This window comes from Azospirillum soli (assembly GCF_017876165.1).
In the GTDB taxonomy this organism is placed as follows: Bacteria; Pseudomonadota; Alphaproteobacteria; order Azospirillales; family Azospirillaceae; genus Azospirillum; species Azospirillum soli.
Genome location: NZ_JAGINQ010000002.1, coordinates 297088 through 322323, shown reverse-complemented (window position 1 = coordinate 322323; position 25236 = coordinate 297088). Strand labels below are relative to the sequence as shown.

Sequence of the window (25236 nt, the reverse complement as noted above, 5' to 3'; positions counted from 1 at the left end):
TTTAGCCGCGCTCCCTTTAGCTACGGTCTGGCCAAGCCTTGATCAGCCGTGCCAGTTCGGCCACATGCTCCGGCGGCGTGGTCTGGATGACGCCGTGGCCGAGGTTGAAGATGAAGGGCCGACCGGCCAGCGCGTCCAGAATGCCCCAGGCGGCCTCGCGCAGCGCCTCGCCGCCAACGGCGAGCATGATCGGGTCCAGGTTGCCCTGCACCGGCAGGCGGGTCTGGAGGTTGCGCGCGGCCCAGACCGGCGGCACGGTGGTGTCGAGGCCCACGGCGTCCACGCCACTGTCCGCTACGTAATCCTGATAACAAAGTCCGGCGCCGCGCGGGAAGCCGATGACCGGCACGGTCGGATGCTTCGCCTTGACCAGGGCGACGATGCGGCGGGTCGGCTCGATCACCCAGCGGCGGAAGGCGTCCGGCGGCAGCACGCCGGCCCAGCTGTCGAACAGCTGCACGGTTTCCGCGCCCGCGTCGATCTGGGTGCACAGGTAATCGGCGGTGGTCTCGACCAGCAGATCGATCAGCTTGGCGAAGCCGTCCGGGTCGCCGTAGGCCCAGCGCTTGACGTGCGCGTACTCCTTGGACCCCGCTCCCTCCACCATATAGCACGCAATCGTCCAGGGAGCGCCGGCAAAGCCGATCAGCGTGGTGTGCTGGGGGATGGCAGCGGACAGACGCCGGACCGTCTCGTAGACCGGCTCCAGCCGCTCGTGGAAGCGGTCGCGCGACAGACGCTTCAGATCCTCGACGCTGCGCACGGGATCGAGCTTCGGCCCCTCGCCCTCCAGGAAGGCCAGGGGCTGCCCCAGCGCGTGCGGCACCACCAGAATGTCGGAGAACAGAATCGCCGCGTCCATGTCGTAGCGGCGCAGCGGCTGCAACGTCACCTCGACCGCGAAGTCGGGGTTGTAGCAAAGGTCGAGGAAGCTGCCGGCCTTGGCGCGCAGTTCGCGGTATTCCGGCAGATAGCGGCCGGCCTGGCGCATGAGCCAGAAGGGCGGGCGCTGGCGCACTTCGCCGGCGAGGGCTGCGAGCATCGGCTTGCGGGTCTCGGACACTGCGATTCCATCCCTGGATAAGAGCGCCCTGGACAAGGGCGCGGTTCGGTTCACACCCCTACTCAGTATTCTTTTTAAAGAGAGAAAGGAAGGTGAGGTGGTGGGACCCTGTGGAAAACGGGAATCCCCGCTTTGCCCGGATTCATCCACAAGCCGGTGTGCGTTCTGTGGACGGATCCGGGGCAATGTGGACGACTCCAGGCACTACCGCCCGAAACGGCGGAAATGCTATATCTGGAACCACGGGAATCCCGTGGATAACCGGGCCGCCGCCGCCAACTGTTCCCATCTTCCGAAGGGGACGGGGATTCTGTCCCGAAGGGGGCTGGAACGGGGGTGGTGAGTCCCGCCGCCGGGGATGGAATCAGAGGGCACCTGTTTGTCCACAGTTTTGGACCGGGTTCTCCACAACACATTGGGGACGGATGAGACAGTTCCATCTGCATCTTGTGTCGGATGCGACCGGCGAAACGATCAACAGCGTGGCGCGCGCCTGCGTCATCCAGTTCGACGACGTGCGCCCGGTTGAGCATTTCTGGAACCTCGTGCGCACCGACCGACAGCTTGACATGGTGCTGGAAGGCATCAAGGAGCATCCGGGGCTGGTGATGTTCACGTTGGTGGACGAACCGCTGCGCCGCCGCCTGCAGGATTTCTGCCGCGAGGTGCAGGTGCCCTGCATTCCCGTGCTGGATCCGCTGATCAACGCGCTCGCCGCCTTCCTGGGCGTGGAGTCCCAGCGCCAGCCCGGCCGCCAGCACGCCCTGGACGCAGAGTATTTCGGGCGCATGGACGCGATGGACTTCGCCCTGTCGCACGACGACGGCCAGTCGAGCTGGGACCTGCACGAGGCCGACGTAATCCTGATGGGCGTATCGCGCACCTCCAAGACGCCGACCTGCATCTATCTGGCGAACCGGGGCATCAAGGCCGCGAACATCCCGATCGTGCCCGGCTGTCCCCTGCCGCCGGAAATCGAGAAGGTGACGCGCCCGCTGATCGTCGGCCTGACCAAGGATCCGGACCGCCTCGTCCAGATCCGCCGCAATCGTTTGAAGCTGCTGAACCAGAACGAGTCCTCGACCTACGTCGATCCGGAGGTGGTGCGGACCGAGGTGACCGACGCTCGCCGCATGTTCAGCCGCCATGGCTGGCCGGTGATCGACGTGTCGCGCCGGTCCATTGAGGAGACGGCCGCCGAGATCATGATGCTGCTGGCCCGCCGTCAGAGCGGCGCCCTGCCCGGCGGAGGGACGCCGTCGTGACTGGCGCCGGTCCTAAGGTCGTTCTGGCGTCCGGCTCCAAGACCCGCGCGGCGATGCTGGAGCGGGCCGGCGTGCGCGTGTCGCTCGACCCCGCGATCGTGGACGAGGAGGAGGTGAAGCTCGCCGCCCGCGCCGAGGGCATCGGCGTGGACGAGGTCGCCGAGGCGCTGGCCGAGCTGAAGGCGCAGCGCGTGACCCGCCGCCATCCCGGCGCGCTGGTCATCGGCGCCGACCAGATGCTGGAATGCGAGGGCGCGTGGTTCGACAAGCCCACGGGCCGGGACGGCGCGCGTGAGCAGTTGAAGGCCCTGCGCGGCAAGACGCACCGTCTCATCAGCTGCGCGGTCATCGTGCGCGACGGTGAGCGGATCTGGCACCAGATCGACCGGGCGCGGCTGACCATGCGGAACTTCAGCGACGCCTTCCTGGAGGAGTATCTGGACAGTGCCGGCGACGACGTGCTGCATTCGGTCGGCGCCTACCAGCTGGAAGGGCTGGGCGCGCAGCTGTTCCATCGGGTGGATGGCGACTTCTTCACGATCCTCGGGCTGCCGCTGTTGCCGGTGCTCGGGTTCCTGCGGGTGCATGGGGTGATCACGGAATGATTCTCAGCGGCAAGGCAAAGCTGGCCGGCGTCATGGGCTGGCCGGTCGGACATTCGCGCTCTCCCCGCCTGCACGGCTATTGGCTCGACCGCTACAGGATCGACGGCGCCTATGTGCCGCTGGCCGTGCCGCCGGATCGGGTGGAAGAGGCGATCCGCGCCCTGCCCGCTCTTGGCTTCCGTGGCTGCAACGTCACCGTCCCGCACAAGGAAGCCGCCTACCGCACCGTGGACCGACTGGACGCCACCGCGAAGCGCATGGGTGCGGTGAACACCATCGTCGTGCAGGAGGACGGCTCGCTGGAGGGCCGCAACACCGATGGGTTTGGCTTCATCGAAAACCTGAAAAGCGGCGCGCCGGGTTGGAAGGCGTCCGATGGCCCGGCGGTGGTGATCGGTGCCGGTGGCGCCGCCCGTGCCGTCGTCGCCTCCCTTCTCGACGAGGGTGCCCCGCTCGTTTGGCTGGTCAACCGCACGCGGGAGCGGGCGGAGGAACTCGCCGGAGATATCGGCAACAAAGTGGGGGGCGGCGCAATCGAGGTCGCCGATTGGGTTTCACGTGAAACATTGCTGGAGGGCGCGGCCCTGGTGGTGAACACCACGACCCAGGGCATGGTCGGCCAGCCCGCGCTCGATCTGGATCTCGCCGCCCTGCCCGCCTCGGCGGTGGTGACCGACATCGTCTACACGCCGCTGCTGACCCCGCTGCTGACGGCGGCGCAGGCGCGCGGCAACCGCGTGGTGGACGGCGTCGGCATGCTGCTGCACCAGGCGCGCCCCGGCTTCGCCGCGTGGTTCGGCACGCAGCCGGAGGTGACTGACGAATTGAAGCGTTTCGTTCTTCAGGACTGAACCGCGATGATCGTGCTGGGCCTCACCGGCTCCATCGGCATGGGCAAGAGCACCGCCGCTCGGATGCTGGCCGCCATGGGTGCGCCGGTCTGCGATTCCGACGCGGTGGTTCATAAGCTGCTCGGCAAGGGTGGTGCCGCCGTGCCGGCCATCGACGCGGCCTTTTCCGGTGTGGTCCGCGACGGCGCGGTGGACCGCCGCGCGCTGGGCGCCGCCGTCTTCGACAACCCGGAGGCGCTGAAGCGTCTGGAAGCGATCCTCCACCCCAAGGTTCACGAGGCGCAGCGCGCTTTCCTCCGCAAGGCCGCGCAGCGCCGGGTGAAGCTCGCGGTGCTGGATATCCCCCTTCTCTTCGAAACGGGCGGCGACCGCCGGGTGGACCGGACCATCGTCGTCACCGCCCCCTTTCTGGTGCAAAAGGCACGGGTCCTCGCGCGGCCGGGCATGACGCCGGAGAAGTTCGCGGGTATTCTGGCCCGCCAGATGCCCGACGTGGAGAAGCGGCGGCGCGCCGATTTCGTCGTCAACACAGGCGACGGGCGCCTAAGCACAAGAAGGGCTCTGCGGGAAATAATTGCGAAAGCGAAACGTCTTCGTGGCCGGCAATGGCCGCCGCGGGGCTATCAGCCGGGACAGGTGGTGCATGCGTGAGATCGTGCTCGATACGGAAACCACGGGCTTCAAGCCCGAGGAAGGGCACCGGCTCGTCGAAATCGGCTGCGTCGAGCTGGTCAACCATCTCGCGACCGGCCGGAACTTCCACGTCTACATCAACCCGGAACGCGACGTGCCGGCCGACGCGGCGGCGGTGCACGGCTTGACCACGGAGTTTCTGGCCGACAAGCCGGTGTTCAACGACGTGGTCGCGGAGTTCGTGGCCTTCATCGGCGACGCGCCGCTGGTGATCCACAACGCCGCCTTCGATATGGCCTTCCTGAACTGGGAACTGAAGATCGCCGGCTATCCGGTGATGCCGAAGGACCGGGCCATCGACACGCTGCTGATGGCGCGGCAGAAGTTCCCCGGCGCCCCGGCCACCCTGGACGCGCTCTGCAAACGCTTCGGTGTGGACAACTCCAGCCGCACCTACCACGGCGCGTTGCTCGACGCCCAGCTGCTGGCGGAAGTCTATCTGGAACTGCTTGGCGGCCGTCAGGCGGGCCTGGAGCTGGCCGCCGGCCCGACGGCCAAGGGAGGAGTGGCGAGCATCCGCATCGACCGCCCCTTCCGCGAAGCTCGCCCCCATGCCCCGAGCGAGGAGGAGCTGGCGGCCCACGCCGAACTCCTCAAGAAGCTGAAGAACCCGCTCTGGGTCGCGGAGTAACCCTCGACGTTGGGTTTCGGCTGCGCCTCAACCCAACCTACGAACTACGAACGGTGCCGTAGGTTGGGTTGAGCAAAGCGAAACCCAACAATCCCCCTTACGGCAACAGAACCGTGGAGCCCGTGGTCGCACGGGCTTCCAGCGCCCGGTGCGCTTCCGCCGCGTCGCGCAGCGGGAAGGTCTGCCGCACCTCGACCTTCACGCCACCGGCGTGCACCACTTCGAACAGGTCGGCCGCGCTGGACATCAGGTCGTCGCGCTTGGCGATGTAGGTGAACAGCGTCGGGCGCGTGACGTAGAGCGAGCCTTTCGCCGCCAGCACTTGCAGGTCGAGCGGCGGCACCGGCCCGGACGCGGCCCCGAACAGCACCATGAAGCCGCGCGGGCGCAGGCAATCCAGGCTGTCCATGAAGGTGGTCTTGCCGACGCCGTCGTAGACGACCGGCACGCCCTGCCCGTCCGTGAGGTCCTTCACCCGCTGCACGAAATTCTCGCGGGTGTAGACGATGGCGTGGTCGCAGCCGTGCGCCTTGGCCAACTCCGCCTTCTCGTCGCTGCTGACCGTGCCGATGACGGTGGCGCCCAGATGCTTGGCCCACTGGCACAGCAGCAGGCCGACGCCGCCCGCCGCGGCCTGGACCAGGATCGTGTCGCCCGGCTGCACCACGTAGGTGGAGCGCAGCAGGAACTGCGCGGTCATGCCCTGCAGCAGCATGGCGGCGGCCTGCCGATCCTCGATCCAGCTCGGCAGCGGGATCAGCCGGTCGGCCGGCACCAGACGGGATTCGGTGTAGGCACCAATGGGACCGGCGTAGCCGACGCGGTCACCGGGCTTCAGCGTCGTGACGTCCGGCCCGACCGCCTCGACCACGCCGGCCCCTTCCGTGCCGATCACGGCGGGCAGCTGCGGCAGTTTGTAGAGGCCGGAGCGGTGATAGGTGTCGATGTAGTTCAGTCCGACGGCGGTCTGGCGGATGCGCACCTGACCGGGGCCGGGCTCGCCAACCTCGACCTCTTCCCAGCGCAGCGCTTCGGGTCCGCCGTACTCGTGGATGCGGATCGCGTGAACCATGATGGTCCCTTCCCTGATTATGTCTCGTGAAGAGCCAGCGTAGCCCCGGCCGTATCGGCTGTCACCAGCTGCCGGCGCTCATGCCGCAGCAGCCAATCCTTGGTCTCCAGCCCGCCGAAGCCGGAATAGCCGCCCGGCGCACCGCCGCCCCCGACCACCCGATGACAGGGAATGATGACGGGGATCGGGTTCGCCCCGCAGGCACCGCCCACCGCGCGCGCGGCGGTGTCCAGCGCACGGGCGATGTCGCCGTAGGTGGCAACGCGCCCGTAGGGGATCGCCTGCATCGCCGCCCACACCTTCTGCCGGAAGGCTGTGCCACGCGGCGCCAGGGGCACGTCGAAGTCCCGGATCCGGCCGGCGAAGTAGTCGTCGAGCTGCCGCGCCGCCGACTCCAGCACCGCGTCGGGTGCGTCTTCGCCCTGTCGCCCCCAGTCCAGCGCCACCACGGCGCCATCGGCGCTGGTCAGCGTCAGCAGGCCCAGCGGGCTCTCGACGGTCAGGCGTCCCATCCATTCACCTCCGTTCCAGCGCGTTGCCCAGGGCCTCGGCCGAGGTCACCGGAGGCGAGCAGGTCATGCCCATGCAGACATAGGCGGTGGCCGTCCCATTCTGCATCCCCTTCCCGCAGGCCGGGTGGCTGGCCGGCAAATCGGTCCCCGGCGGTACGACGGAAAGGATGCGGTTGGGCAGCGACCGGTTCAGCACCGCCCGGCGCAGCGCGGCCGTATCGGCGTTCTTTGGATCGCCGACGATGACGATCTGAAGCGCGTTCTGCAAAAGCTCCACGGCGTTGAGGAAGGTCGGCAGCGGGAAGAAGTTGCGGCTCAGTTCGCCGGAGAAGGCGGTCACCAGGGCGTCGGCGCGGGTCCGGTACACCTCCTCCCCGGTGCGGTGATAGAGCGTGGTCAGCACGGCCAGCATCGTGCCGTTGCCGCTGGGGATGGCGCTGTCGTGCGCCGACTTGGTCCGTACGATCAGGTCCGTCGCGTCGTCGGCCGTGTAGAAATAGCCGCCGGCCTGGGCATCCCAGAAACGCTCATCCAGCACCTGGACCCAAACCCGCGTCTGGTCGAGAAACGCCTTGTCGCCGGTCGCCTCGTGCAGCGCCAGGGCCGCCCGCGCCATGTGGGCGTAGTCGTCCAGCGTCGCCCGGTGCTTCAACTGCCCCGCCCGCCAGCTGTGCAGCAGGCGCCCGCCTTCGGTCATGTGGTCGCGCACGAAGGCGAAGGCGCGCTCCGCCGCCGCGATCCAGGTGGGCTCATCGAGCGCCAGCCCGGCGTGGGCGAGCGCCGCGATCATCAGCCCGTTCCAGTCGGCGAGCACCTTGTCGTCCCAGCCCGGCCGAACGCGCTTCTCCCGCTCACGCCACAGCACCGCGCGGCACTCGGCCAGCTTGGCCTCGGTCGCGTCGTCCAGCTGGGCGATCTGGTGCAGGCGGTTGAGGATCGTCACCCCTTCCCAGTTGCCGTTCGGCGTCACGCCGTAAGCCCGCTTGAAGATCGCCGCGTCGGGGCCGAGCAGCCGGTCGACCTCCTCCTCGTTCCAGATGTAGAAGAGGCCCTCCTCGCCCTCGCTGTCGGCGTCCAGGGTCGCGGCGAAGGCGCCGCCCTCCGCGATCATCTCGCGCAGCAGCCAGCCGACCGTCTCGCGGATGCGCGCCTCGAACAGGGGCTCGCGCGTCTCCTGCCAGACCAGGGTCAGCAGGTCGAGAAGCTCGGCGTTGTCGTAGAGCATCTTCTCGAAATGCGGGACCAGCCACATCTCGTCCACGGAGTAGCGCGCGAAGCCGCCGCCCAGATGGTCGTAGATGCCGCCTTGGCTCATGTGCGCCAGCGTGTTCAGCACCGCCTGCCGATACGGCTCCCTTCCCGTCCGCTGCCAGGCGCGCCAGAACAGTTCGAAGATGGGAACCTGCGGGAACTTCGGCGCGCTGCCGATGCCGCCGTGGAAGGGATCGACCTCGCGGGCCAGCCGTTCGGCGACATGGTCGATCACGGCGATGTCGATGGCGCCGGCCGCCTTGTTCTCCGCCAGCTTGCCCAGCGCGTCCTTCAGGGCGGTGACGTTCTGGGCGACATTCTCCGGCTTGCTCCGGTAGGTCTCGGCCACGCCCTGCAGCACGTCGGGGAAGCCGGGGCGTCCGTAGCGGGCGCTCGGCGGGAAATAGGTGCCGCCCCAGAACGGCTCGGCGTCCGGGGTCAGGAACATGGTCAGCGGCCACCCGCCCTGCTGTCCCAGCAGCGCCAGGGCCGACTGGTAGATCTGATCGACGTCCGGCCGCTCCTCCCGGTCCACCTTGATGTTCACGAACAGCGTGTTCATCAGGTCGGCGATCTCGGGATTCTCGAAGCTCTCGTGCGCCATGACGTGGCACCAGTGGCAGGCGGCGTAGCCGACCGACAGCAGCACCGGCTTGTTCTCCCGCTTGGCGCGCTCGAACGCCTCCGTGCCCCAGGGCATCCAATGCACCGGGTTGTCCTTGTGCTGAAGCAGGTAGGGGCTGGTTTCCTGACCAAGCAGATTGGCGGACATGCGGCGCGTTTCCGTTCGCTGATTCGTCACGGAGTAAACTGGCGCGGTGGTGGCGTTGCGCCAGGGCTTCCTATCTGTATAGTGGGACATGAGCCGAAGCGGCGCTCAACCCTAAATTCCTGCGACCCGCGCGCTTTCCAAAGGGAATGGGGCCATGAAGATCACCATCGACATCGATTGCACGCCGGAAGAGGCGCGCCACTTCCTTGGCCTGCCGGACGTCAAGCCGATGCAGGACGCCATGATGCAGGAAATCGAGGACCGCATGCGGGCCAGCCTGCACGCGATGGACCCCGAGACGGTGATGAAGACGTGGCTTCCAGCCGGGATCCAGGGGATGGAGCAGCTTCAGAAAATGTTTTGGACCCAGCTGGCCGCGGCCATGGGACAGGATGGAAGAAAGTGACCGATCCGAAGCCCTACTTCGAAGCCCACGTCTTCTGCTGCACGAACCTCCGCCCCGAAGGGCACAAGCGCGGCTCCTGCGCCGCCAAGGGATCCGAAAAGCTGCGCGACTACATGAAGGCCCGCGCCCGTGAACTGGGCCTGGACGGCAAGGTGCGCATCAACTCCGCCGGCTGCCTCGACCGCTGTGAGCTTGGGCCGACCCTGGTCGTCTATCCGGAGGGCATCTGGTACACCTTCCGCTCCCCCGCCGACATCGACGAAATCCTGGACAAGCACCTTGTAAAGGGCGGCCGGGTCGAGCGTCTGATGCTGGCCCCGGACCAGAAGACGCTGACGCCGGAACAGGTCGGCTGAGCGCGTCCAAGCATCCACCCCAAGCATCCGACATGACCGCGACCATCTTCGCCCTTGCCACCGCCCCCGGCCGCGCCGGTGTGGCGGTGGTTCGCGTTTCAGGCCCCGCGTCCGGAGCGGCGCTGAGCGCCCTGACCGGCCGACCCCTGCCCCGTCCCCGCGAGGCCACCCTCGCCAAGCTTCGCAACCCGAAGACCGGCGAGGTGCTGGACGACGCTCTCGTCCTCTACTTCACCGCCCCGCGCAGCTTTACCGGGGAGGACGTGGTGGAACTGCACCTGCACGGCGGGCGCGCCGTGGTCGCGGGTGTGGTCGAGGCGTTGTCCTCTCAGCCCGGCCTTCGCGTCGCCGAACCCGGCGAGTTCACCCGCCGCGCCTTCGAGAACGGCAAGCTCGACCTGACCGAAGCCGAAGCGGTTGCCGACCTTGTGGACGCGGAGACCGCCGCGCAACGCCGGCAGGCTCTGCGGCAGATGGAAGGCGCGCTTGGGAAGCTCTACGACGGCTGGCGGGAACGCCTGACCCGGTCCCTCGCCCACATCGAGGCGGACATCGACTTCCCGGACGAGGATCTGCCATCCGGCGTGTCGGACGCCGCGCGCCCTGTCCTCGAAGCGCTCGCCCGCGAGATCGACGCCCACCTGGACGATAAGGGCCGAGGCGAACGCCTGCGCGAAGGGCTGCACATTGCCATCGTCGGCGCACCGAACGCCGGCAAGTCCAGCCTGCTGAACGCGCTTGCCCGGCGGGAGGCCGCCATCGTGTCGGCCCGCGCTGGCACCACCCGCGACGTGATCGAAGTGCATCTGGACCTGGGCGGCTATCCGGTTGTCCTGGCCGACACGGCGGGTCTGCGCGAAGCCGCCGCCGACGAGGTGGAGGAGGAAGGCATCCGTCGTGCCCTCGACCGCGCGGCTAAGGCCGATGTGAAAATCGCCGTGTTCGACGCGACCGATCTGCCCACCCTGGATCCGGCCACGCTGGCTCTGGTGGATGCCGACACGGTCGTCGTGCTGAACAAGACGGACGTGGTGGATGCTACCCCGCCGGTGGTTGCCGGCGTTCCGGCCATTGCGGTTTCGGCGCGCACGGGGGTCGGGCTGCCGGCGCTGGAAGAGCGTTTGACAGCATTTAGCGCGGACCGTCTGGCCGGAAGCGGTGTCCCGGCCCTGACCCGCGCCCGCCACCGCTCCGCCTTGGAAGAGTGTCGCGATGCGTTGCGCCGCGCGCTGATGGCTCCCCTTCCGGAGCTGATGGCCGAAGATGTCCGCCTTGCCAGCCGAGCGCTTGGCCGCATCACCGGCCGGGTGGACGTGGAGGATCTGCTGGATGTGATCTTCCGGGATTTCTGCATCGGCAAGTGAACAGGCCCGTGTTTCACGTGAAACACGGCTGATGCGCGTCACCATGCTTGGCGTAAGCGGATGACTCCGCTATCTTCCGCCCTATGCGAACATTCGACGTCATTGTTGTCGGCGGCGGCCACGCCGGATGCGAGGCTGCGGCGGCGGCGGCGCGCATGGGTGCGCGCACGCTGCTCCTCACCCATAAGGTCGAAACCATCGGCGAGATGTCGTGCAACCCGGCTATCGGCGGGTTGGCGAAGGGGCATCTCGTGCGCGAGATTGACGCGCTGGACGGCGTCATGGCCCGCGCCATCGACCGTGGCGGCATCCAGTTCCGGATCCTGAACCGGAGCAAAGGCCCCGCCGTCCGTGGTCCGCGCGCCCAGGCCGACCGCAAGCTGTACCGTCAGGCCATGCAGGCCATTCTGGCGGAGCAGGAGAACCTGACCGTCGCGGCGGGCGGCGCCGAGGATCTGACCATCGACGGCAACGGGCGTGTTTGCGGTGTCGTGACCGGGGCCGGCGAGACCATTGGCACCGGTGCGGTGGTGCTGACCACCGGCACCTTCCTGCGCGGCCTGATCCACATCGGCGAGGAAACCATCCCGGCCGGCCGTGTCGGCGAGGCGCCGTCTCTCGGCCTGTCCAACACGCTGGCCCGCTTCGGCTTCCCGCTCGGTCGGCTGAAAACCGGCACCCCGCCCCGCCTCGACGGCAAGACCATCGACTGGGACGCGCTGGAGAAGCAGCCGGGCGACGTGCCGCCGCCGCCCTTCTCCTATCTGACCGACCGGATTGACACGCCGCAGATCGACTGTGCGATCACCTGGACGACGCCGGAGGCGCACGCGCTGATCCGCGCGAACCTGCACCGCGCGCCGATGTACTCCGGCCAGATCCAGAGCACCGGCCCGCGCTATTGCCCGTCCATTGAGGACAAGGTGGTTCGCTTCGCCGACAAGGAGCGCCATCAGATCTTCCTGGAGCCCGAAGGGCTGGACGACGACACCGTTTACCCGAACGGCATCTCGACCTCCCTGCCCCGTGACGTCCAGCTCGGCATTCTGAAGAGCATGCCGGGTTTGGAGCGGACGGAGATGGTCCGCCCCGGCTACGCCATCGAATACGACTTCGTCGATCCGCGCGAGCTGAAGCCGACGCTGGAGACGCGGCGCGTCGCGCGCCTGTTCTTTGCCGGCCAGATCAACGGGACGACGGGGTACGAGGAAGCGGCGGCCCAGGGCTTGATGGCCGGCATCAACGCCGCGCTGTCGGCCGGTGGTTCGGCGCAAGGTTTCGTGCTCGACCGTGCCGACGCCTATATTGGGGTGCTGATCGATGACCTCATTAGCCGGGGCACCAACGAGCCCTACCGCATGTTCACCTCGCGCGCCGAATACCGGCTTCTGCTGCGTGCCGACAACGCCGACCAGCGGCTGACCGCGAAGGGCCTCGCCATCGGCTGCGTGGGTTCGGTGCGCCGGGATGCCTACACGGCCAAGGCCGCCGCGCTCGAAGCGTCGCGTGACTTGGTTCGGTCGCTGCAAGCGACGCCGGCCGAGTTGCTGCGCCAGGGCCTCCCGGTCAACCAGGACGGCGTGCGCCGGACCGCCGCCGACCTGCTGCGCTACCCGGATCTGGACCTCGCGGCCCTCTCCCGTCTCTGGCCGGAGTTGAGCGAAATCCCGGCGGACATTGCTGAGCAGTTGGAGATCGACGGCAAGTACGCCGGCTATCTCGACCGCCAGGAAGCGGACATCCGCGCCTTCCGCAAGGACGAGGCGCTGGAGCTTCCCGACGATCTCGACCCGGACGCCATCGGCAGCCTGTCCGCCGAGATCCGGCAGAAGCTGCGGCAGTCGCGTCCGGCAACGCTGGGTGCGGCCGCGCGTATTCCCGGTATGACCCCGGCGGCTCTGGTCGCCCTGCTCCGCCACGTGAAGCGGCGCGACGAGAAGGTGGCGGTTTGATGGCCTCTCTCAACGATCACAGTTTCGATGCTGCGGCGTTTCAGGAGGTGACCGGTGTTTCACGTGAAACGCTGGATCGTCTCGCCGCTTATGAGGCCACGCTGCGCAAGTGGCAGCCGAAGATCAACCTCGTCGGACCGTCCACCCTCCCCGACTCCTGGCGCCGGCATTTTCTGGACTCGGCCCAGCTGTTCCCGGTGATCCCGGAGTCGGCCCGCGTCCTTGTCGATCTCGGCAGCGGGGCCGGCTTTCCCGGTCTCGTGCTCGCCATCATGGGCGTCCCCGAGGTGCACATGATCGAGAGCGACGCCCGCAAATGCGCCTTTCTGCGTGAGGCCGCAAGGGCCGCCGACACGCGTGTGACGGTGCACAACAAGCGGATCGAGGCGGTCCCGCCCATCGCCGCCGATGTGGTCAGCGCGCGCGCCCTCGCCCCCCTGTCCGACCTGTTGTCCTGGGCGCATCCGTTCATCGGAAACCGCGGTGTCGGCATCTTCCCCAAAGGCCAAAATGTGGAGGAAGAATTGACCGATACCACCAAATATTGGAAGATGCGGACCGAGCGTTTTGACAGCCGCACCGACCCCACCGGAACCATCCTGCGTGTGAGTGGTATCGACCGTGTCTAAGACCGCGAACCAGAATCTTCTCCGCTCCGAGGCTTCCCAAGAGGCACCCATGTCGCCGACCGCGCGTGTCATTGCCATCGCCAACCAGAAGGGCGGCGTCGGCAAGACCACCACGACCATCAATCTGGCGACGGCCCTCGCCGCTATCGGCAAGCGCGTGCTGGTGATCGATCTCGATCCTCAGGGCAACGCCTCCACCGGCCTCGGCATTCCGCGCGCCGACCGGCGCGTCGGCATCTACGACGTGCTGTTCGACAGCATGCCGCTGGAAGACGCTGCCGTGGTCTCGACCGTGCCGAACCTGTCGATCATCACCTCCTCGGTGGATCTGTCGGGCGCGGAGATCGAGCTGGTCAGCGCCGACCAGCGTGAGTTCCGCCTGCGTGAGGCGGTCGCCAAGAGCGCGCTCGAATATGATTACGTGCTGATCGACTGCCCGCCGGCTCTGGGTCTGCTGACGCTGAACGCGCTGGTTGCCGCGCACGCGGTCATGGTGCCGCTGCAGTGCGAGTTCTACGCGCTGGAAGGACTCAGCCACCTGATCCGGACCATCGAGCGGGTGAAGCGCACCTTCAACCCGGACCTCGACATCCACGGCGTCGTGCTCACGATGTTCGACAAGCGCAACAACCTGTCGGACATGGTGGCCGCCGACGTGCGCGGCTTCTTCGGGGAGAAGGTGTACGACACCGTCATCCCCCGGAACGTGAAGGTGTCGGAGGCTCCGTCGCACGGCAAGCCGGTGCTGATCTATGACATGCGCTGCCCCGGCTCGCAGGCTTACATTCACCTGGCCGGCGAAGTGCTGCGCCGTGAGAAGAGGCTGAGCGCGTGATGGAGGACACCAAACGTCAGGAAGCCGGGCGTCAGGAAGGCGGCGCCCGCCGCGCCAGCCTCGGCCGTGGCCTGTCGGCCCTGTTCGGCGAAGCGACCGAAGACTATTCGGCGCTCGACAAGGTGCGGCAGTCCAAGCAGGTGCCCATCGAGTTCATCCACCCCGGCAAGTACCAGCCGCGCCGGAACTTCGATGACGAGGCGCTGCAAGGGCTGGTCGAATCGATCCGCGACAAGGGCATTCTCCAGCCCCTGCTTGTCCGCCGCGACGCCGACAGCACGAATTCCTACGAGCTGATCGCCGGCGAGCGCCGCTGGCGGGCCGCGCAAATCGCCGGCCTGCACGAGGTGCCGGTCGTCATCCGCGACCTGACGGACCGTGAAGCGCTGGAAATCGCGCTGATCGAGAACATCCAGCGTCAGGATTTGACGCCGCTCGAAGAGGCCGAAGGCTACAAGCGCCTGATGGAGGAGTTCGAGCACACGCAGGAAGATCTGGCGCGGGCGGTTGGCAAGAGCCGCAGCCACGTCGCCAATATGATGCGCCTGCTTGCCCTGCCCGATCCGGTCAAGGGCATGGTGCAGGACGGCGCCATCACCGCCGGTCACGCCCGCGCCCTGCTCACCGCGCCGGATCCGGTGGCGGTTGCCAAGGAGGTGGTCAAGCGCGGCCTCAACGTCCGCCAGACCGAAGACCTTATGCGCGGCGACGCGCCCAAGGCGAAGAAGGGCGGCAACGGCGGGTCTGCTTCGGCCGATCCATCACTGAAGGACGTGGATCTGGTGAACCTAGAGGAGGAGATCTCGGCCCGCATCGGGCTGAAGGTTGCCATCACCCCGCAGGGCAAGCGCGGTACCATCACCATCCATTATCAGACGCTGGACCAGCTGGACGACGTGCTGCGGCGCCTCGGCGGCGGAGAGTAATCACCATGGTCAGCGCGGACGCCGTCCACGCCGGGCAAGCGGCCTACAAGGGCTGGATCCTGAAGTGGGTGTATGACGCGCTGGTCCTGGGCTTTTCCAATCACGCCCTGTGGAAGTGCCCGACGTCCGGTCTGCTCGACCTCTACAACGCGAACGTCACGAGCAACCACCTCGATGTCGGGGTGGGCACCGGCTATTACCTCGACCGCTGCCGCTTTCCGGATCCGGAACCGCGCTTGGCGCTGATGGATCTCAACGAGAACAGCCTGTCCTTCGCCGCGAAGCGGGCCGCCCGCTACCGGCCGGAAACCATCCGCTGCAACGCGCTGGAGCCCATCCCGTTCGATGGCCCGGGATTCGACTCGATCGGGGTGATGTATCTGCTGCACTGCCTGCCGGGGAGCATGGCGGAAAAGGCCGTGCTCTTCGACCATCTGCGCCCTTTGATGAACTCTGGCGCGGTGCTGTTCGGCGCCACCATCGTCCAGGGTTCCGCCCCGCGCGGCGCGGCGGCGCAGCGGTTGATGGACCTCTACAACGGCAAGGGCATCTTCTCCAACCGCCAGGACACGGTCGAGGCGCTGGACCATGAATTGGGCAAGCGCTTCCCGCGCCGGGATATTGCCCTGGTCGGTTGCGTCGCCGTCTTCCGCGCCTTCGCCGACTGAACTTTCATCGGCCGGTGACGGAACCAAACTGTCACTTTACTGAAATCGCGCCATCATGAACCGCCCCTAGAACAGGCCCCCTAGACCAGGGTTGCCCGGACCACTCGTCCGGCGATCAAAAATCAGGGGAGAGTCATGAAGACCATTCACAGCCTGTGTCTGATGGGCGTGGCGGCGGCCGGTCTGCTGTCCAGTCCGGCCTTCGCCGACCAGAAATTCCCGGCGGAACTGGCCGGACACAGCTATTTGGAAGCCAAGACTTTCGTGGCGCCACCGGCCGATGCGCCGGACCTCTTCAAGGTTTCCGGCAAGTTCACGGCCGACGACAAGAAGCGCGTCGACCGGCCGCAGTCCATCGAGGGCACGTCCTTCCTGTCCGCCCCTGGCGTGCCACGCGCCACGGCCCTCAAGCTGCCGTTCGAGGGGCAACCAGTCCAAGGCTTCTCCGGCATCAAGTCGCTGGGCAACGGCGAGTATCTGGTCCTGACCGACAACGGCTTCGGCAGCAGGGGCAACTCTCCGGACGCCATGCTGATGGCGCACCGGTTGAAGATCGATTGGCGCACCGGCACCACCACGCGCACGGAAACCATCTTCCTGCGTGATCCCGACCGCAAGGTGCCCTTCTTGATCACGACCGAGGCGACCAAGGAACGCTATCTGACCGGCGCCGACTTCGACATCGAGAGCATCCAGCCCATCGGCGACAAGCTCTACTTCGGTGACGAGTTCGGCCCCTACATTCTGGTCACCGACCGCAGCGGCAAGGTTCTGGCGGTGCATGAGACCAAACTGGACGGCAAGACCGTGCGCTCACCCGACCATTACGCGGTTGCCACTCCCGCCGTGCCCGGTCCGGCGAATTTCGAGGTCCGTCGCTCGCGCGGCTTCGAGGGCATGGCCGCCTCCCCCGACGGCAAGTTCCTCTACCCGCTGTTCGAAGGCCCGCTGTGGAGCAACGGGGCCTGGGAGATGAAGGACGGCCGCGAATATCTGCGCATCGCCGAGTTCGACGTGACCAAAGGCGAATACACCGGCCGCACCTTCAAGTACCGGCTGGAGGCCAACGGCAACAACATCGGCGACTTCAACATGAGTGACGCCACCACCGGCCTGATCATCGAGCGCGACAACGGAGAGGGCGACGCGACGAAGGCGTGCCCGGCCGACCCGAAGACGGATTGCTTCAACGTCCCGGCCAGGATGAAGCGCGTCTACAAGATCGACCTCGCCCAGGCTGACGCCGAGGGCTTTGTGAAGAAGGTCGGCTACATCGACCTGCTGGACATCAACGACCCGAAGGGCATTGCCCGCATCGGCGGTGATAAGGGCAAGTTCACCTTCCCCTTTGTGACCATCGAGGACGTGGATGTCGTGGACGCGGAGCACATCGTCGTCGCCAACGACAACAATCTGCCCTACTCGACCGGCCGCGAGATCGGCAAGCAGGACCACAACGAGCTGATCCTGCTGCGCGTGCCGCAGTTCCTGTCGGCGAAGTAAAAGCGTCGCCTGTTCGGTCGCCCGGCGCTACCGCCGGGCGGCCAGCGAGGCGAGCTGGAACAGCACGCGGGCGCAGATGGTCTGGTCCGGCATGTTGGTGCGCTTGCAGTCGGCTTCGGCCTCAACCAATCGATCCAGCGCCTGACGCACCGCCGGGGGCGGCCAACGGCGGGCCTGACTGGTCAGACGAGGCTTCAGCTTGAAGAACACCGGCGGGCGCAGGGATTCCACGGCGGCGTCCACCGACTTGCCAGCCGCCACATGCCCGCCGATCAGTTGCAGGCGCTGGAAATGGCGTTGCGCGCCGCGCAGGATCGCGACCGACGCCATGCCCTCGGCGAACAGCCGCGCCAGAGAGCGGTCGAGCGTGGCGAAGTCCCCCTCCGCCGCCGCCCAGATCGGCTCGTCCATGCTGAGCGCGGCGCTGTCGCCGACGCAGGCCTGGGCGTCTTCCAGCCGAACGCGCTTCTCGCCGCCCATGTAGAGCGCCAGCTTCTCCACCTCGCCACGCGCCACCATGCGGTCGCCCACGAGGTTGCCCGCCAGGAAAGTCAGAGCGTCGGGGTCGGCGGTCAGGCCATGCCCGTGCAGGATGTCGGCGATCACCCGGCCGAGCGATGCCTCCTCCTCCACATAGCAGGGAATGGCGACGGCGCCGTCGGCCCCCTCGAACAGGGTGCGGAGCTTGGATCGGTTGGAGAGGTCGCCCGCCTCGACCACGACCAGGCTGTCGCCCGGCGGCATGCCGCCCAGCAGGGCGGTGAAGGCGGCCGTGCTGTTGTCCTCGGCCTCGCGCACGCGGATCAGGCGCCGGCCGCCGGTGAAGGCGATGGCGGCAACCTCGTCGGCCAAGCGCGCCGGATCGTCGGCGACGGCGCGGCCGAGCATCTCGGTAACGCGGAACGGGTCGGACAGGTCGGACACCACCGTGCGGCCGAGCGTCATCGCGCGGTCGCGGACCAGACCGGTGTCCGGGCCGTAGAGCAGGACCGCGCGGATCTTGGGATCGGGGCTGCGCAGGAAGCCGTCGATCGCCTTGGGCTGAAGCTTCACGGGCTACCCGCCCCTCTTCAGGACCCGCGCCCCAGGAACATCGACACGCGGGAGGTGATGTCGTTGGAGATTTCCAGCAGCGCCCGGTCGTAGGCGTTGTCCACCGTGGCGAGGCCGGCGTACTGCTGCTCCAGGATGTTGTAGCTGACGTAGGAGCGGGCGTTGGACTGGAAGACCACCTTGCCGGTCGTGTTGTCCACCAGCCGGTAGGGCGCGTTCACCAGCAGCTGGGCGCGCACGGCGGTGGCGTCCTTCTGCAGGGCCAGCTTCTGCTCCGACGAGGTCAGGGTCATGTCCAGCCGGTAGCGCGGATTGCCCGGCCGCCCATCCGTGTAGAAGCGGTCGATCAGCAGGTTGCGCAGCTGCTGGCCGTACCGCTCGGGGATCGGGGCGATGTCCACCTGCTCCAACTTTGCGGCGACGCTGTTCGGGCCGGAGCCGCCGTACAGCGGCTGGAAACCGCAACCGGAGACGGCCAGGGCCAGCGGAGCCAGGGTGGCGAGGGCCAGAAGCCCCCGCCTTTTGGTCGCATCGGATGTCTTCTTATCAGACGACGACATTGATCACCCGGTTCGGGACGACGACGATCTTGCGCACCGGCTTGCCTTCCAACGCACGCTGGACGTTGGCGTCGGCCAGGGCGGCCTGCTCGGCGGCGTCCTTGGCCATGTCGCGCGGCAGTTCCAGCGTGGCGCGCAGCTTGCCGTTGACCTGCACCGGGATGGTGACCGTGTCCTCCACCACCAGGGCGGCGTCGGCCTCCGGCCAGGGCTGGTCGGCGAGCAGCGTGGTGTGGCCCAGCTGCGCCCACAGCTCCTCGCCCAGGTGCGGCATCATCGGGCCGACCAGACGGACGATGGTCTCATAGCCTTCGCGCAGGACCCACGCCTCACCGGTGCCCTTGCCGTCCAGCTCGGCGAGAGCGTTGGACAGTTCGCGCACGCGGGCGACGGCCTTGTTGAAGCGGAACTTGTCGAGATCCTCGGACACGCCGGCGATGGTCTTGTGGACCAGACGGCGGGCCGCCTCGCCCTTCTCGCTGATCGCGTCGGGCTTGGCGGCGCCAACCGGCGGCAGCTCCACCGGAACTTCGGTGATCATGCGCCACAGGCGGTTGATGTAGCGCCAGGCGCCGTCGATGCCGGCCTCGGTCCACTCCAGGTCGCGCTCGGGCGGGCTGTCGGACAGCATGAACAGGCGGGCGGCATCGGCGCCGTAGGTGCCGATGATGTGCGCCGGGTCCACCACGTTCTTCTTGGACTTCGACATCTTCTCGACGCGGCCGACATTCACCGGCGCGCCGTTGTCGGTGCGGACGTACTGGCCCGCCTCGGTCTTCTGGATGTCGGTTGGGGCCAGCCAGGCGCCGGTTCCCGCGTCCTTGTAGGTCTCGTGGTTGACCATGCCCTGGGTGAAGAGGCCGGCGAACGGCTCCTCCACGTTCAGATAGCCGCACTGCTTCATCGCCCGCGTCCAGAAGCGGGAATAGAGCAGGTGCAGCACGGCGTGCTCGATGCCGCCGATGTACTGGTCCACCGCCAGCCAGTAGTCCACCGCCTCGCGCGTGAAAGCCTGATCCTCGACCTTGGGCGAGCAGAAGCGGGCGAAATACCAGCTCGACTCGATGAAGGTGTCGAAGGTGTCGGTCTCGCGCACCGCCGCCTTGCCGCAGCTCGGGCAGGTCGTGTGCTTCCAGGTCGGGTGGTGGGCCAGCGGGTTGCCGGGCTTGTCGAAGGTCACGTCCTCGGGCAGCACGACCGGCAGGTCCTGCTCCGGAACCGGGACGATGCCGCAGCTCTCGCAATGGATGACCGGAATCGGGCAGCCCCAATAGCGCTGACGGGACACGCCCCAGTCGCGCAGGCGGTACTGGGTGGTGCGCTCGCCCTGCCCCACCGCCTCCAGGCGCTTGCCGACCTCCTGCTTGGCGGCCTCGACCTCAAGCCCGTCCAGGAACGCCGAATTGCGCAGCAGGCCGGGGCCGGTGTAGGCCTCGTCGCCGACCGCGAAGGCCGCCGGATCGGCGTCCGCTGGGATGACCACCGGCTTGACCGGCAGGCCATACTTGCGGGCGAAGTCCAGGTCGCGCTGGTCGTGCGCCGGGCAGCCGAAGATGGCGCCGGTGCCGTATTCCATCAGCACGAAGTTCGCGACATAGACCGGCAGTTCCCAATTCGGGTCGAACGGGTGCACGACCTTCAGACCGGTGTCGAAGCCCCGCTTCTCCGCCGTCTCGATCGCTTCCTCGCTGGTGCCCAGGCGGTTGCATTCCGCGATGAACTCGGCCAAGGCCGGGTTACCGGAGGCCAGTTCGGCGGCCAGCGGGTGGTTGGGGGAGATGGCGGCGAAGGACGCACCGAACAGCGTGTCGGGCCGGGTCGTGAAGACCTCCAGCTTGTCCTCGCGGCCCTTGACGTCGAAGCGGAAGCGCACGCCGGTGGACTTGCCGATCCAGTTCTCCTGCATCAGGCGGACGCGTTCCGGCCAGCGGTCCAGCGTCTCCAGCCCTTGCAGCAGTTCCTCGGCGAAGTGGGTGATCTTCAGGAACCACTGGGACAGCTTGCGCTTCTCCACCAGCGCGCCGGTGCGCCAGCCGCGGCCGTCGATCACCTGCTCGTTGGCGAGAACGGTGTTGTCCACCGGGTCCCAGTTGACCCAGGACTCCTTGCGGTAGGCCAAGCCCGCCTTCAGGAAGTCCAGGAACATCTTCTGCTCGTGGCGGTAATACTCCACGTCGCAGGTGGCAACCTCGCGGTCCCAGTCGATGGACAGGCCCATCGTCTTCAGCTGCCCGCGCATGGTCGCGATGTTCTCGCGCGTCCACTTGGCGGGGTGGACCTTCTTCTCCAGCGCGGCGTTCTCCGCCGGCAGGCCGAAGGCGTCCCAGCCCATCGGGTGCAGGACGTTAAAGCCCTTGGCGCGCTTGAAGCGCGCGATCACGTCGCCGATGGTGTAGTTGCGGACGTGGCCCATGTGGATGCGCCCCGACGGATAGGGGAACATCTCCAGCACATAGTACTTGGGCCGGGAAGCGTCCTCGCGCGCGGTGAAGCAGCCCTGCTGCTCCCACACGCCCTGCCACTTCGCCTCGGTTTCCTTGACATTGTAACGCGACATGACCGCAAACGCCGTTTGATGTGTTTGGGAGGCTCTAAAATTATGGCTCCGGCGGCCGTTCGAAAGCCGCCGGAGCCCTCATCGCTTGACAGCGGCGATCAGCGCGACGCCGAGGCCTGCGCCACGCGCAGCTGACGGGCGCGGGTCAGCACCGCGTCCTCCAGCGTGCCGGCGGTGTCGGAGCCGACGTTGGTGTCGCGCCAGTCGTTGCCGTTGCGCTGCTGCTTGAAGACCGCGACGCGCACGCCGTCGGCGCGCAGCTGGCGGTCCATGATGTAGAGGTTGACCTTGAAGCGCTCGTTCGGCGCGTCCGGCGGGGAATACCAGTCGGTCAGGATGACGCCGCCGAACGGGTCGGCCGAGACGATCGGCATGAAGGACAGCGTGTCGAGCGAGGCGCGCCACAGGAAGCTGTTGACGCCGATGCCGTTGGGGTCGCCCTGGTCCGCGCCACCGCGCTTGTTCTTGCCGAACAGGTTGAAGCCGCCTTCGGTGCCGAGCAGGCTGCCGAATTTGTACTCCCTCTGCTTCATCTGGTCCTCGACCGTCTCGGTCTTTCCGCCCCAGCTGGAGCAGCCGGTGACGGCGAGCGACGCCATGATCGCGACGGAGGCTAGGCGAAGGGCACGGAAACGGCGCATGGTCGTGAACCTGGGTCAATAAAATCGGAGTACCGCGCACGGGGCGTGGGCGGTGCCGGTGAAAAGACCATAAAAGGCCAGCCACGCGCAACAGGCGATGCGCCATGGCCGTAGGGCGCAACCATATAATGGCGCCACCGTGGCAACCCTGCCGAAGCCTTGCGGGGAGCGTTGCCGGAAGCCGTGTCCGGTGCCCTGATGAACTGTGCTCCGTCGGACACACTGTTCCATCAAAGCAGCATTTTTTCGATTTCCGGCTTGCTGGCGTCCGTTCAGGTGCGTAGGACATTCCTAGCCAGGAAGTAAACCCGGCTGAATATTCTGCTGCCAGGATGGAGGCAACAATCATGAATCGGTATCTGCTGGCGGGCTGCGCCGCCGTTGCTCTGGCGATGGGTGCCGGCGCGGCTAACGCCCAGGCCAAGTTTGAGGTGAAGGTCGGCGGCGACGCCTACTTCGAGGCTGGCTTCGTCGATCAGGACCTGGACAATGGTCTGCGCTCGACCGAGTTCCAGAACCGCTTCCGCGTCAACATCATCCCGACCGCGAAGGCTGACAACGGTCTCGAGTACGGCGGTCGCGTCCGTATCCGCGCCGCTGGCACCAACACCGGCGTGACCGGCGACCGCGCCTTCATCTTCGCGCAGGGCACCTTCGGCCGCGTCAACCTCGGCGTGACCAACTCGTTCAACGACGACACCTACATTTCGGCTCCGACCGACTACCTGCCGCTCGCCCTCGTTGATCGCGTGATCAACTGGGTCGGTGGCGCCGCCGGCTCCGCCGGTGCGCAGACCGGTGGCGGCGCGACCCGTTTCGTCGGCGCCGACGTGAACGGCGGCATTGCTCCGGCCATCAACGGCGGCAGCAGCATCGTGTGGCCGTCGCTGACGCCGGAAGGCAACGCGACGAAGATCGTCTACTACTCGCCGCGCTTCGCCGGCGTGCAGCTCGGCGCCAGCTACACCCCGCGCAACGACTCCTACAACCAGGACGTCAACCGCGTGAAGGTTGGCAGCGTTGCCGGCGCCCAGGCCACCAGCTCCTTCCAGGATCTGGTCGAAGTCGGTGCGAACTACAGCAACACCTTCGCCGGCTTTGCCGTGAAGGCCAGCGCTGGTTACTTCTGGGGTGAGGCCGCCGACAGCACCGGCGCGACCGACAACTTCAAGGACCTGAACGCCTGGCAGATCGGCGCCCAGGTCGGCTACGCCGGCTTCGCCGTCGGCGGCAGCTACACCGACTTCGGCAAGTCGGGCCAGAACCAGATCGCCGGCCGCTTCACCGAGAAGACCAGCACCTGGACCGCTGGTGTCCAGTACACCGCTGGCCCGATCGTTGTCGGCGCCAACTACAAGTACGGTCAGGATGCGGGCTCGACCCTCATCGCCGGCAAGCGCAAGCTTGAGGTCTACGAGATCGGCGCCGGTTACACCGTCGCTCCGGGCCTGACCCTGCAGGCTCAGTACGACTTCTTCAAGGCCGACAGCGACAAGCTGGCCACCGTTGCTTCCGGTTCGCCGGACGACGAGGGTCACGTGTTCCTCGTCCGCTCGGTCCTGGCGTTCTAAGCCAAGGTCGTTCGCGAAAAGAAGGGCGGTGGCTTCGGCCACCGCCCTTTTTTCATGCCTATATGGCGGGCAATTTGCTGAAATTTTGAGCGCGGAATGTGCTATTTTCGCAGCAAATGAAAATCATCGTTTGATTTCAAAGAGTTATCTATGTGGCGCGGATGCAACGGTGTAGCGTCACTACACTTTCTTGCAGGAAAGCCGCTTGCCGGTCCTACGGGCGCCGGTTTAAGTCAAGAACGGGAAGCACAACCGTTTAGCCCCCTTGCCGGGGCCGCCTGCCAGAAGGATGGATCATCCATGAAGCGTTCTCTCGTCATCGGCTGCGCCGCTCTTGCCCTTGCCGCCGGCTGCGGCACCGCGTCCGCCCAGTCCAAGTTCGACGTGGTCATCGGTGGCGACGCCTTCTTCCAGGGCGCTTACGTCGATCAGAAGCGCGACACCGGTCTGCGCTCGACCGACTTCTCCAACCGCTATCGCCTGGTCATCACCCCGACCGCCAAGGCCGACAACGGTCTTGAGTACGGCGGCCGCGTCCGCATCCGCACCGGCAACGGCAACGCGTCGCAGACCGGCACCGGCGTCACCGGCGACCGCGCCTTCATCTTCGCCAACGGCACCTTCGGCACCATCCAGGCCGGCGTGATCAACGGTCTGTCGGACGAGTACGGCATCATCGGCCCGAACGTCGAGGGCATCGCCGGCGGTCCGGACAACAACACCGTTTACTTCCTGAACGGCTCGACCACCTACGACCTGCTGCCGACGACCACCAACAACTTCCGCGCCTTCGCCTCGGGCGATGCCGGCACCAAGATCATCTACCTGACTCCGATCTTCGCGGGCTTCCAGGCTGGCGCTTCCTACATGCCGCGCACCGGCGACGTGAACCAGTCGGTCAACCGCGTGAAGAACAACGGCGGCTACGGCGTCTTCCAGGACGTGGTCGAGGTCGGCGGCATCTACAAGAACGAGTTCGGCGCCATCGCGGTCGAAGCCAGCGCCTTTTATCAGTTCGGTGAGTCGGTCGATGACGGCGTCGGCGCTGCCGCCGCCCGCTTCGAGGATCTGAACTCGGTCCATGTCGGCGCCAACGTCGGCTATGCCGGCTTCAAGGTCGGCGCCAGCTACGCCTACAGCGGCAAGAGCGGCTACGACAAGACCGCCGCCTTCAAGGAGAAGCAGGACGTCCTGCTCATCGGCGCGCAGTACACCACCGGCCCGTTCATCCTGGCCGCCAACTACTCGCACTCGCGCGGCAACGACAGCCTGACCGCCTCGGTTCCGGTCAAGGCCGACATCTATCAGGCCGGCGTGACCTACACCGTCGCTCCGGGCCTGACCACCGGTCTGGAGTACAGCTACGTCGACCTCGACTCGAAGCTGGATCCGGCTCTGACCGGCGGCGTCAACCTGGACGACCGCGCGCACATCATCATGATCGACACCCGCTTGGCTTTCTAATCGAGCCAGCGGCACCAGCAAAAACGGCGGCGGAAA

General features: G+C 67.0%; 24 protein-coding genes. 16 read left to right on the top strand and 8 right to left on the bottom strand.

Annotation, left to right across the window (positions count from 1 at the left end):
• Positions 1-16 precede the first annotated feature (16 nt).
• On the bottom strand, positions 17-1042 hold the full coding sequence (gene hemE, locus J2852_RS04535) for a uroporphyrinogen decarboxylase (RefSeq protein WP_211112111.1): 1026 nt from the start codon (positions 1040-1042) through the stop codon (positions 17-19).
• 446 nt (positions 1043-1488) lie between these two features.
• Here hemE and J2852_RS04530 point away from each other — a divergent pair, with 446 nt between their 5' ends.
• From J2852_RS04530 to dnaQ, 5 genes are read left to right on the top strand one after another with little or no spacing between them, the layout of a single operon-like run.
• Complete coding sequence (locus J2852_RS04530; RefSeq protein ID WP_209871566.1) at positions 1489-2328, top strand: pyruvate, water dikinase regulatory protein; 840 nt, start codon at positions 1489-1491, stop codon at positions 2326-2328.
• Positions 2325-2933, top strand: a complete 609-nt coding sequence (locus J2852_RS04525) for a Maf family protein (RefSeq protein WP_343206679.1) — start codon at positions 2325-2327, stop codon at positions 2931-2933. Before J2852_RS04530 ends, J2852_RS04525 begins: the two co-directional genes overlap by 4 nt.
• On the top strand, positions 2930-3784 hold the full coding sequence (locus tag J2852_RS04520) for a shikimate dehydrogenase (protein WP_209871563.1): 855 nt from the start codon (positions 2930-2932) through the stop codon (positions 3782-3784). The genes J2852_RS04525 and J2852_RS04520 overlap by 4 nt, the downstream gene beginning before the upstream one ends.
• Positions 3785-3790: 6 nt before the next feature.
• Positions 3791-4435 carry a dephospho-CoA kinase gene (gene coaE / locus J2852_RS04515; protein ID WP_209871560.1) on the top strand — a complete coding sequence of 215 codons (645 nt, stop codon included), beginning with the start codon at positions 3791-3793 and terminating at the stop codon, positions 4433-4435.
• On the top strand, positions 4428-5108 hold the full coding sequence (gene dnaQ / locus J2852_RS04510) for a DNA polymerase III subunit epsilon (protein ID WP_209871557.1): 681 nt from the start codon (positions 4428-4430) through the stop codon (positions 5106-5108). The genes coaE and dnaQ overlap by 8 nt, the downstream gene beginning before the upstream one ends.
• A gap of 97 nt (positions 5109-5205) precedes the next feature.
• On the opposite strand, the gene J2852_RS04505 is transcribed toward dnaQ, so the two are convergent.
• Genes J2852_RS04505 through J2852_RS04495 form a run of 3 tightly spaced genes read right to left on the bottom strand, consistent with a single transcriptional unit; the run spans position 5206 to position 8715 of the window.
• Positions 5206-6180 carry a quinone oxidoreductase family protein gene (locus J2852_RS04505; protein WP_209871555.1) on the bottom strand — a complete coding sequence of 325 codons (975 nt, stop codon included), beginning with the start codon at positions 6178-6180 and terminating at the stop codon, positions 5206-5208.
• A 17-nt stretch (positions 6181-6197) separates the two neighbouring features.
• Entirely contained in the window at positions 6198-6692 is a 495-nt protein-coding gene (locus tag J2852_RS04500; protein WP_209871552.1) for a methylated-DNA--[protein]-cysteine S-methyltransferase, read from the bottom strand.
• A gap of 4 nt (positions 6693-6696) precedes the next feature.
• A complete protein-coding gene (locus J2852_RS04495; RefSeq protein WP_209871550.1) occupies positions 6697-8715 on the bottom strand; it encodes a thioredoxin domain-containing protein in 2019 nt (672 codons plus the stop codon).
• Between the two features lie 154 nt (positions 8716-8869).
• Between J2852_RS04495 and J2852_RS04490 the strand changes: the two genes are divergently transcribed.
• From J2852_RS04490 to J2852_RS04450, 9 genes are all read left to right on the top strand, one after another.
• Positions 8870-9121 carry a DUF6489 family protein gene (locus tag J2852_RS04490; RefSeq protein ID WP_209871547.1) on the top strand — a complete coding sequence of 84 codons (252 nt, stop codon included), beginning with the start codon at positions 8870-8872 and terminating at the stop codon, positions 9119-9121.
• Complete coding sequence (locus tag J2852_RS04485) at positions 9118-9477, top strand: (2Fe-2S) ferredoxin domain-containing protein (RefSeq protein ID WP_209871544.1); 360 nt, start codon at positions 9118-9120, stop codon at positions 9475-9477. The genes J2852_RS04490 and J2852_RS04485 overlap by 4 nt, the downstream gene beginning before the upstream one ends.
• A gap of 32 nt (positions 9478-9509) precedes the next feature.
• Positions 9510-10841 (top strand): tRNA uridine-5-carboxymethylaminomethyl(34) synthesis GTPase MnmE, encoded by a 1332-nt coding sequence (gene mnmE, locus J2852_RS04480; protein ID WP_209871542.1) that lies wholly within the window; start codon positions 9510-9512, stop codon positions 10839-10841.
• A gap of 83 nt (positions 10842-10924) precedes the next feature.
• Positions 10925-12793, top strand: a complete 1869-nt coding sequence (mnmG, locus tag J2852_RS04475; RefSeq protein WP_209871539.1) for a tRNA uridine-5-carboxymethylaminomethyl(34) synthesis enzyme MnmG — start codon at positions 10925-10927, stop codon at positions 12791-12793.
• A complete protein-coding gene (gene rsmG, locus J2852_RS04470; RefSeq protein WP_209871536.1) occupies positions 12793-13422 on the top strand; it encodes a 16S rRNA (guanine(527)-N(7))-methyltransferase RsmG in 630 nt (209 codons plus the stop codon). The genes mnmG and rsmG overlap by 1 nt, the downstream gene beginning before the upstream one ends.
• 49 nt (positions 13423-13471) lie before the next feature.
• Positions 13472-14257, top strand: coding sequence for a ParA family protein (locus J2852_RS04465; RefSeq protein ID WP_209871533.1), 786 nt, complete (start codon positions 13472-13474; stop codon positions 14255-14257).
• Positions 14257-15183, top strand: coding sequence for a ParB/RepB/Spo0J family partition protein (locus J2852_RS04460; protein WP_209871530.1), 927 nt, complete (start codon positions 14257-14259; stop codon positions 15181-15183). Before J2852_RS04465 ends, J2852_RS04460 begins: the two co-directional genes overlap by 1 nt.
• Before the next feature lie 5 nt (positions 15184-15188).
• The gene (locus J2852_RS04455; RefSeq protein ID WP_209871527.1) at positions 15189-15851 is read left to right on the top strand and encodes a class I SAM-dependent methyltransferase; all 663 of its coding nucleotides are present in this window, start codon (positions 15189-15191) and stop codon (positions 15849-15851) included.
• A gap of 135 nt (positions 15852-15986) precedes the next feature.
• On the top strand, positions 15987-17354 hold the full coding sequence (locus J2852_RS04450; RefSeq protein WP_209871526.1) for an esterase-like activity of phytase family protein: 1368 nt from the start codon (positions 15987-15989) through the stop codon (positions 17352-17354).
• Between the two features lie 27 nt (positions 17355-17381).
• Here J2852_RS04450 and holA read toward each other — a convergent pair whose 3' ends face one another.
• The 4 genes from holA to J2852_RS04430 all read right to left on the bottom strand — a co-directional run bounded on the left by holA (position 17382) and on the right by J2852_RS04430 (position 22165).
• The gene (holA, locus tag J2852_RS04445) at positions 17382-18407 is read right to left on the bottom strand and encodes a DNA polymerase III subunit delta (RefSeq protein ID WP_209871523.1); all 1026 of its coding nucleotides are present in this window, start codon (positions 18405-18407) and stop codon (positions 17382-17384) included.
• A 17-nt stretch (positions 18408-18424) separates the two neighbouring features.
• Positions 18425-18967: an LPS assembly lipoprotein LptE gene (gene lptE / locus J2852_RS04440; RefSeq protein WP_209871520.1), complete on the bottom strand. Its 543-nt coding sequence runs from the start codon at positions 18965-18967 to the stop codon at positions 18425-18427.
• Positions 18954-21524: a leucine--tRNA ligase gene (leuS, locus tag J2852_RS04435; protein ID WP_209871517.1), complete on the bottom strand. Its 2571-nt coding sequence runs from the start codon at positions 21522-21524 to the stop codon at positions 18954-18956. The genes lptE and leuS overlap by 14 nt, the downstream gene beginning before the upstream one ends.
• Positions 21525-21622: 98 nt before the next feature.
• Positions 21623-22165 carry a DUF3576 domain-containing protein gene (locus J2852_RS04430; RefSeq protein WP_209871514.1) on the bottom strand — a complete coding sequence of 181 codons (543 nt, stop codon included), beginning with the start codon at positions 22163-22165 and terminating at the stop codon, positions 21623-21625.
• Between the two features lie 347 nt (positions 22166-22512).
• Here J2852_RS04430 and J2852_RS04425 point away from each other — a divergent pair, with 347 nt between their 5' ends.
• Both J2852_RS04425 and J2852_RS04420 read left to right on the top strand, forming a co-directional pair.
• The gene (locus J2852_RS04425; RefSeq protein WP_209871512.1) at positions 22513-23736 is read left to right on the top strand and encodes a porin; all 1224 of its coding nucleotides are present in this window, start codon (positions 22513-22515) and stop codon (positions 23734-23736) included.
• A gap of 300 nt (positions 23737-24036) precedes the next feature.
• On the top strand, positions 24037-25200 hold the full coding sequence (locus J2852_RS04420; protein ID WP_209871510.1) for a porin: 1164 nt from the start codon (positions 24037-24039) through the stop codon (positions 25198-25200).
• Positions 25201-25236 lie beyond the last annotated feature (36 nt).

Excerpts from the sequence above, each read along its gene's own strand:
- hemE (WP_211112111.1), bottom strand. The coding sequence starts at position 1,042 with ATGCTCGCAGCCCTCGCCGGCGAAGTGCGCCAGCGCCCGCCCTTCTGG.
- J2852_RS04530 (WP_209871566.1), top strand. The coding sequence starts at position 1,489 with ATGAGACAGTTCCATCTGCATCTTGTGTCGGATGCGACCGGCGAAACG.
- J2852_RS04520 (WP_209871563.1), top strand. The coding sequence starts at position 2,930 with ATGATTCTCAGCGGCAAGGCAAAGCTGGCCGGCGTCATGGGCTGGCCG.
- coaE (WP_209871560.1), top strand. The coding sequence starts at position 3,791 with ATGATCGTGCTGGGCCTCACCGGCTCCATCGGCATGGGCAAGAGCACC.
- dnaQ (WP_209871557.1), top strand. The coding sequence starts at position 4,428 with ATGCGTGAGATCGTGCTCGATACGGAAACCACGGGCTTCAAGCCCGAG.
- J2852_RS04505 (WP_209871555.1), bottom strand. The coding sequence starts at position 6,180 with ATGGTTCACGCGATCCGCATCCACGAGTACGGCGGACCCGAAGCGCTG.
- J2852_RS04500 (WP_209871552.1), bottom strand. The coding sequence starts at position 6,692 with ATGGGACGCCTGACCGTCGAGAGCCCGCTGGGCCTGCTGACGCTGACC.
- J2852_RS04495 (WP_209871550.1), bottom strand. The coding sequence starts at position 8,715 with ATGTCCGCCAATCTGCTTGGTCAGGAAACCAGCCCCTACCTGCTTCAG.
- J2852_RS04490 (WP_209871547.1), top strand. The coding sequence starts at position 8,870 with ATGAAGATCACCATCGACATCGATTGCACGCCGGAAGAGGCGCGCCAC.
- mnmE (WP_209871542.1), top strand. The coding sequence starts at position 9,510 with ATGACCGCGACCATCTTCGCCCTTGCCACCGCCCCCGGCCGCGCCGGT.
- mnmG (WP_209871539.1), top strand. The coding sequence starts at position 10,925 with ATGCGAACATTCGACGTCATTGTTGTCGGCGGCGGCCACGCCGGATGC.
- rsmG (WP_209871536.1), top strand. The coding sequence starts at position 12,793 with ATGGCCTCTCTCAACGATCACAGTTTCGATGCTGCGGCGTTTCAGGAG.
- J2852_RS04465 (WP_209871533.1), top strand. The coding sequence starts at position 13,472 with ATGTCGCCGACCGCGCGTGTCATTGCCATCGCCAACCAGAAGGGCGGC.
- J2852_RS04460 (WP_209871530.1), top strand. The coding sequence starts at position 14,257 with ATGGAGGACACCAAACGTCAGGAAGCCGGGCGTCAGGAAGGCGGCGCC.
- J2852_RS04455 (WP_209871527.1), top strand. The coding sequence starts at position 15,189 with ATGGTCAGCGCGGACGCCGTCCACGCCGGGCAAGCGGCCTACAAGGGC.
- J2852_RS04450 (WP_209871526.1), top strand. The coding sequence starts at position 15,987 with ATGAAGACCATTCACAGCCTGTGTCTGATGGGCGTGGCGGCGGCCGGT.
- lptE (WP_209871520.1), bottom strand. The coding sequence starts at position 18,967 with ATGTCGTCGTCTGATAAGAAGACATCCGATGCGACCAAAAGGCGGGGG.
- leuS (WP_209871517.1), bottom strand. The coding sequence starts at position 21,524 with ATGTCGCGTTACAATGTCAAGGAAACCGAGGCGAAGTGGCAGGGCGTG.
- J2852_RS04430 (WP_209871514.1), bottom strand. The coding sequence starts at position 22,165 with ATGCGCCGTTTCCGTGCCCTTCGCCTAGCCTCCGTCGCGATCATGGCG.
- J2852_RS04425 (WP_209871512.1), top strand. The coding sequence starts at position 22,513 with ATGAATCGGTATCTGCTGGCGGGCTGCGCCGCCGTTGCTCTGGCGATG.
- J2852_RS04420 (WP_209871510.1), top strand. The coding sequence starts at position 24,037 with ATGAAGCGTTCTCTCGTCATCGGCTGCGCCGCTCTTGCCCTTGCCGCC.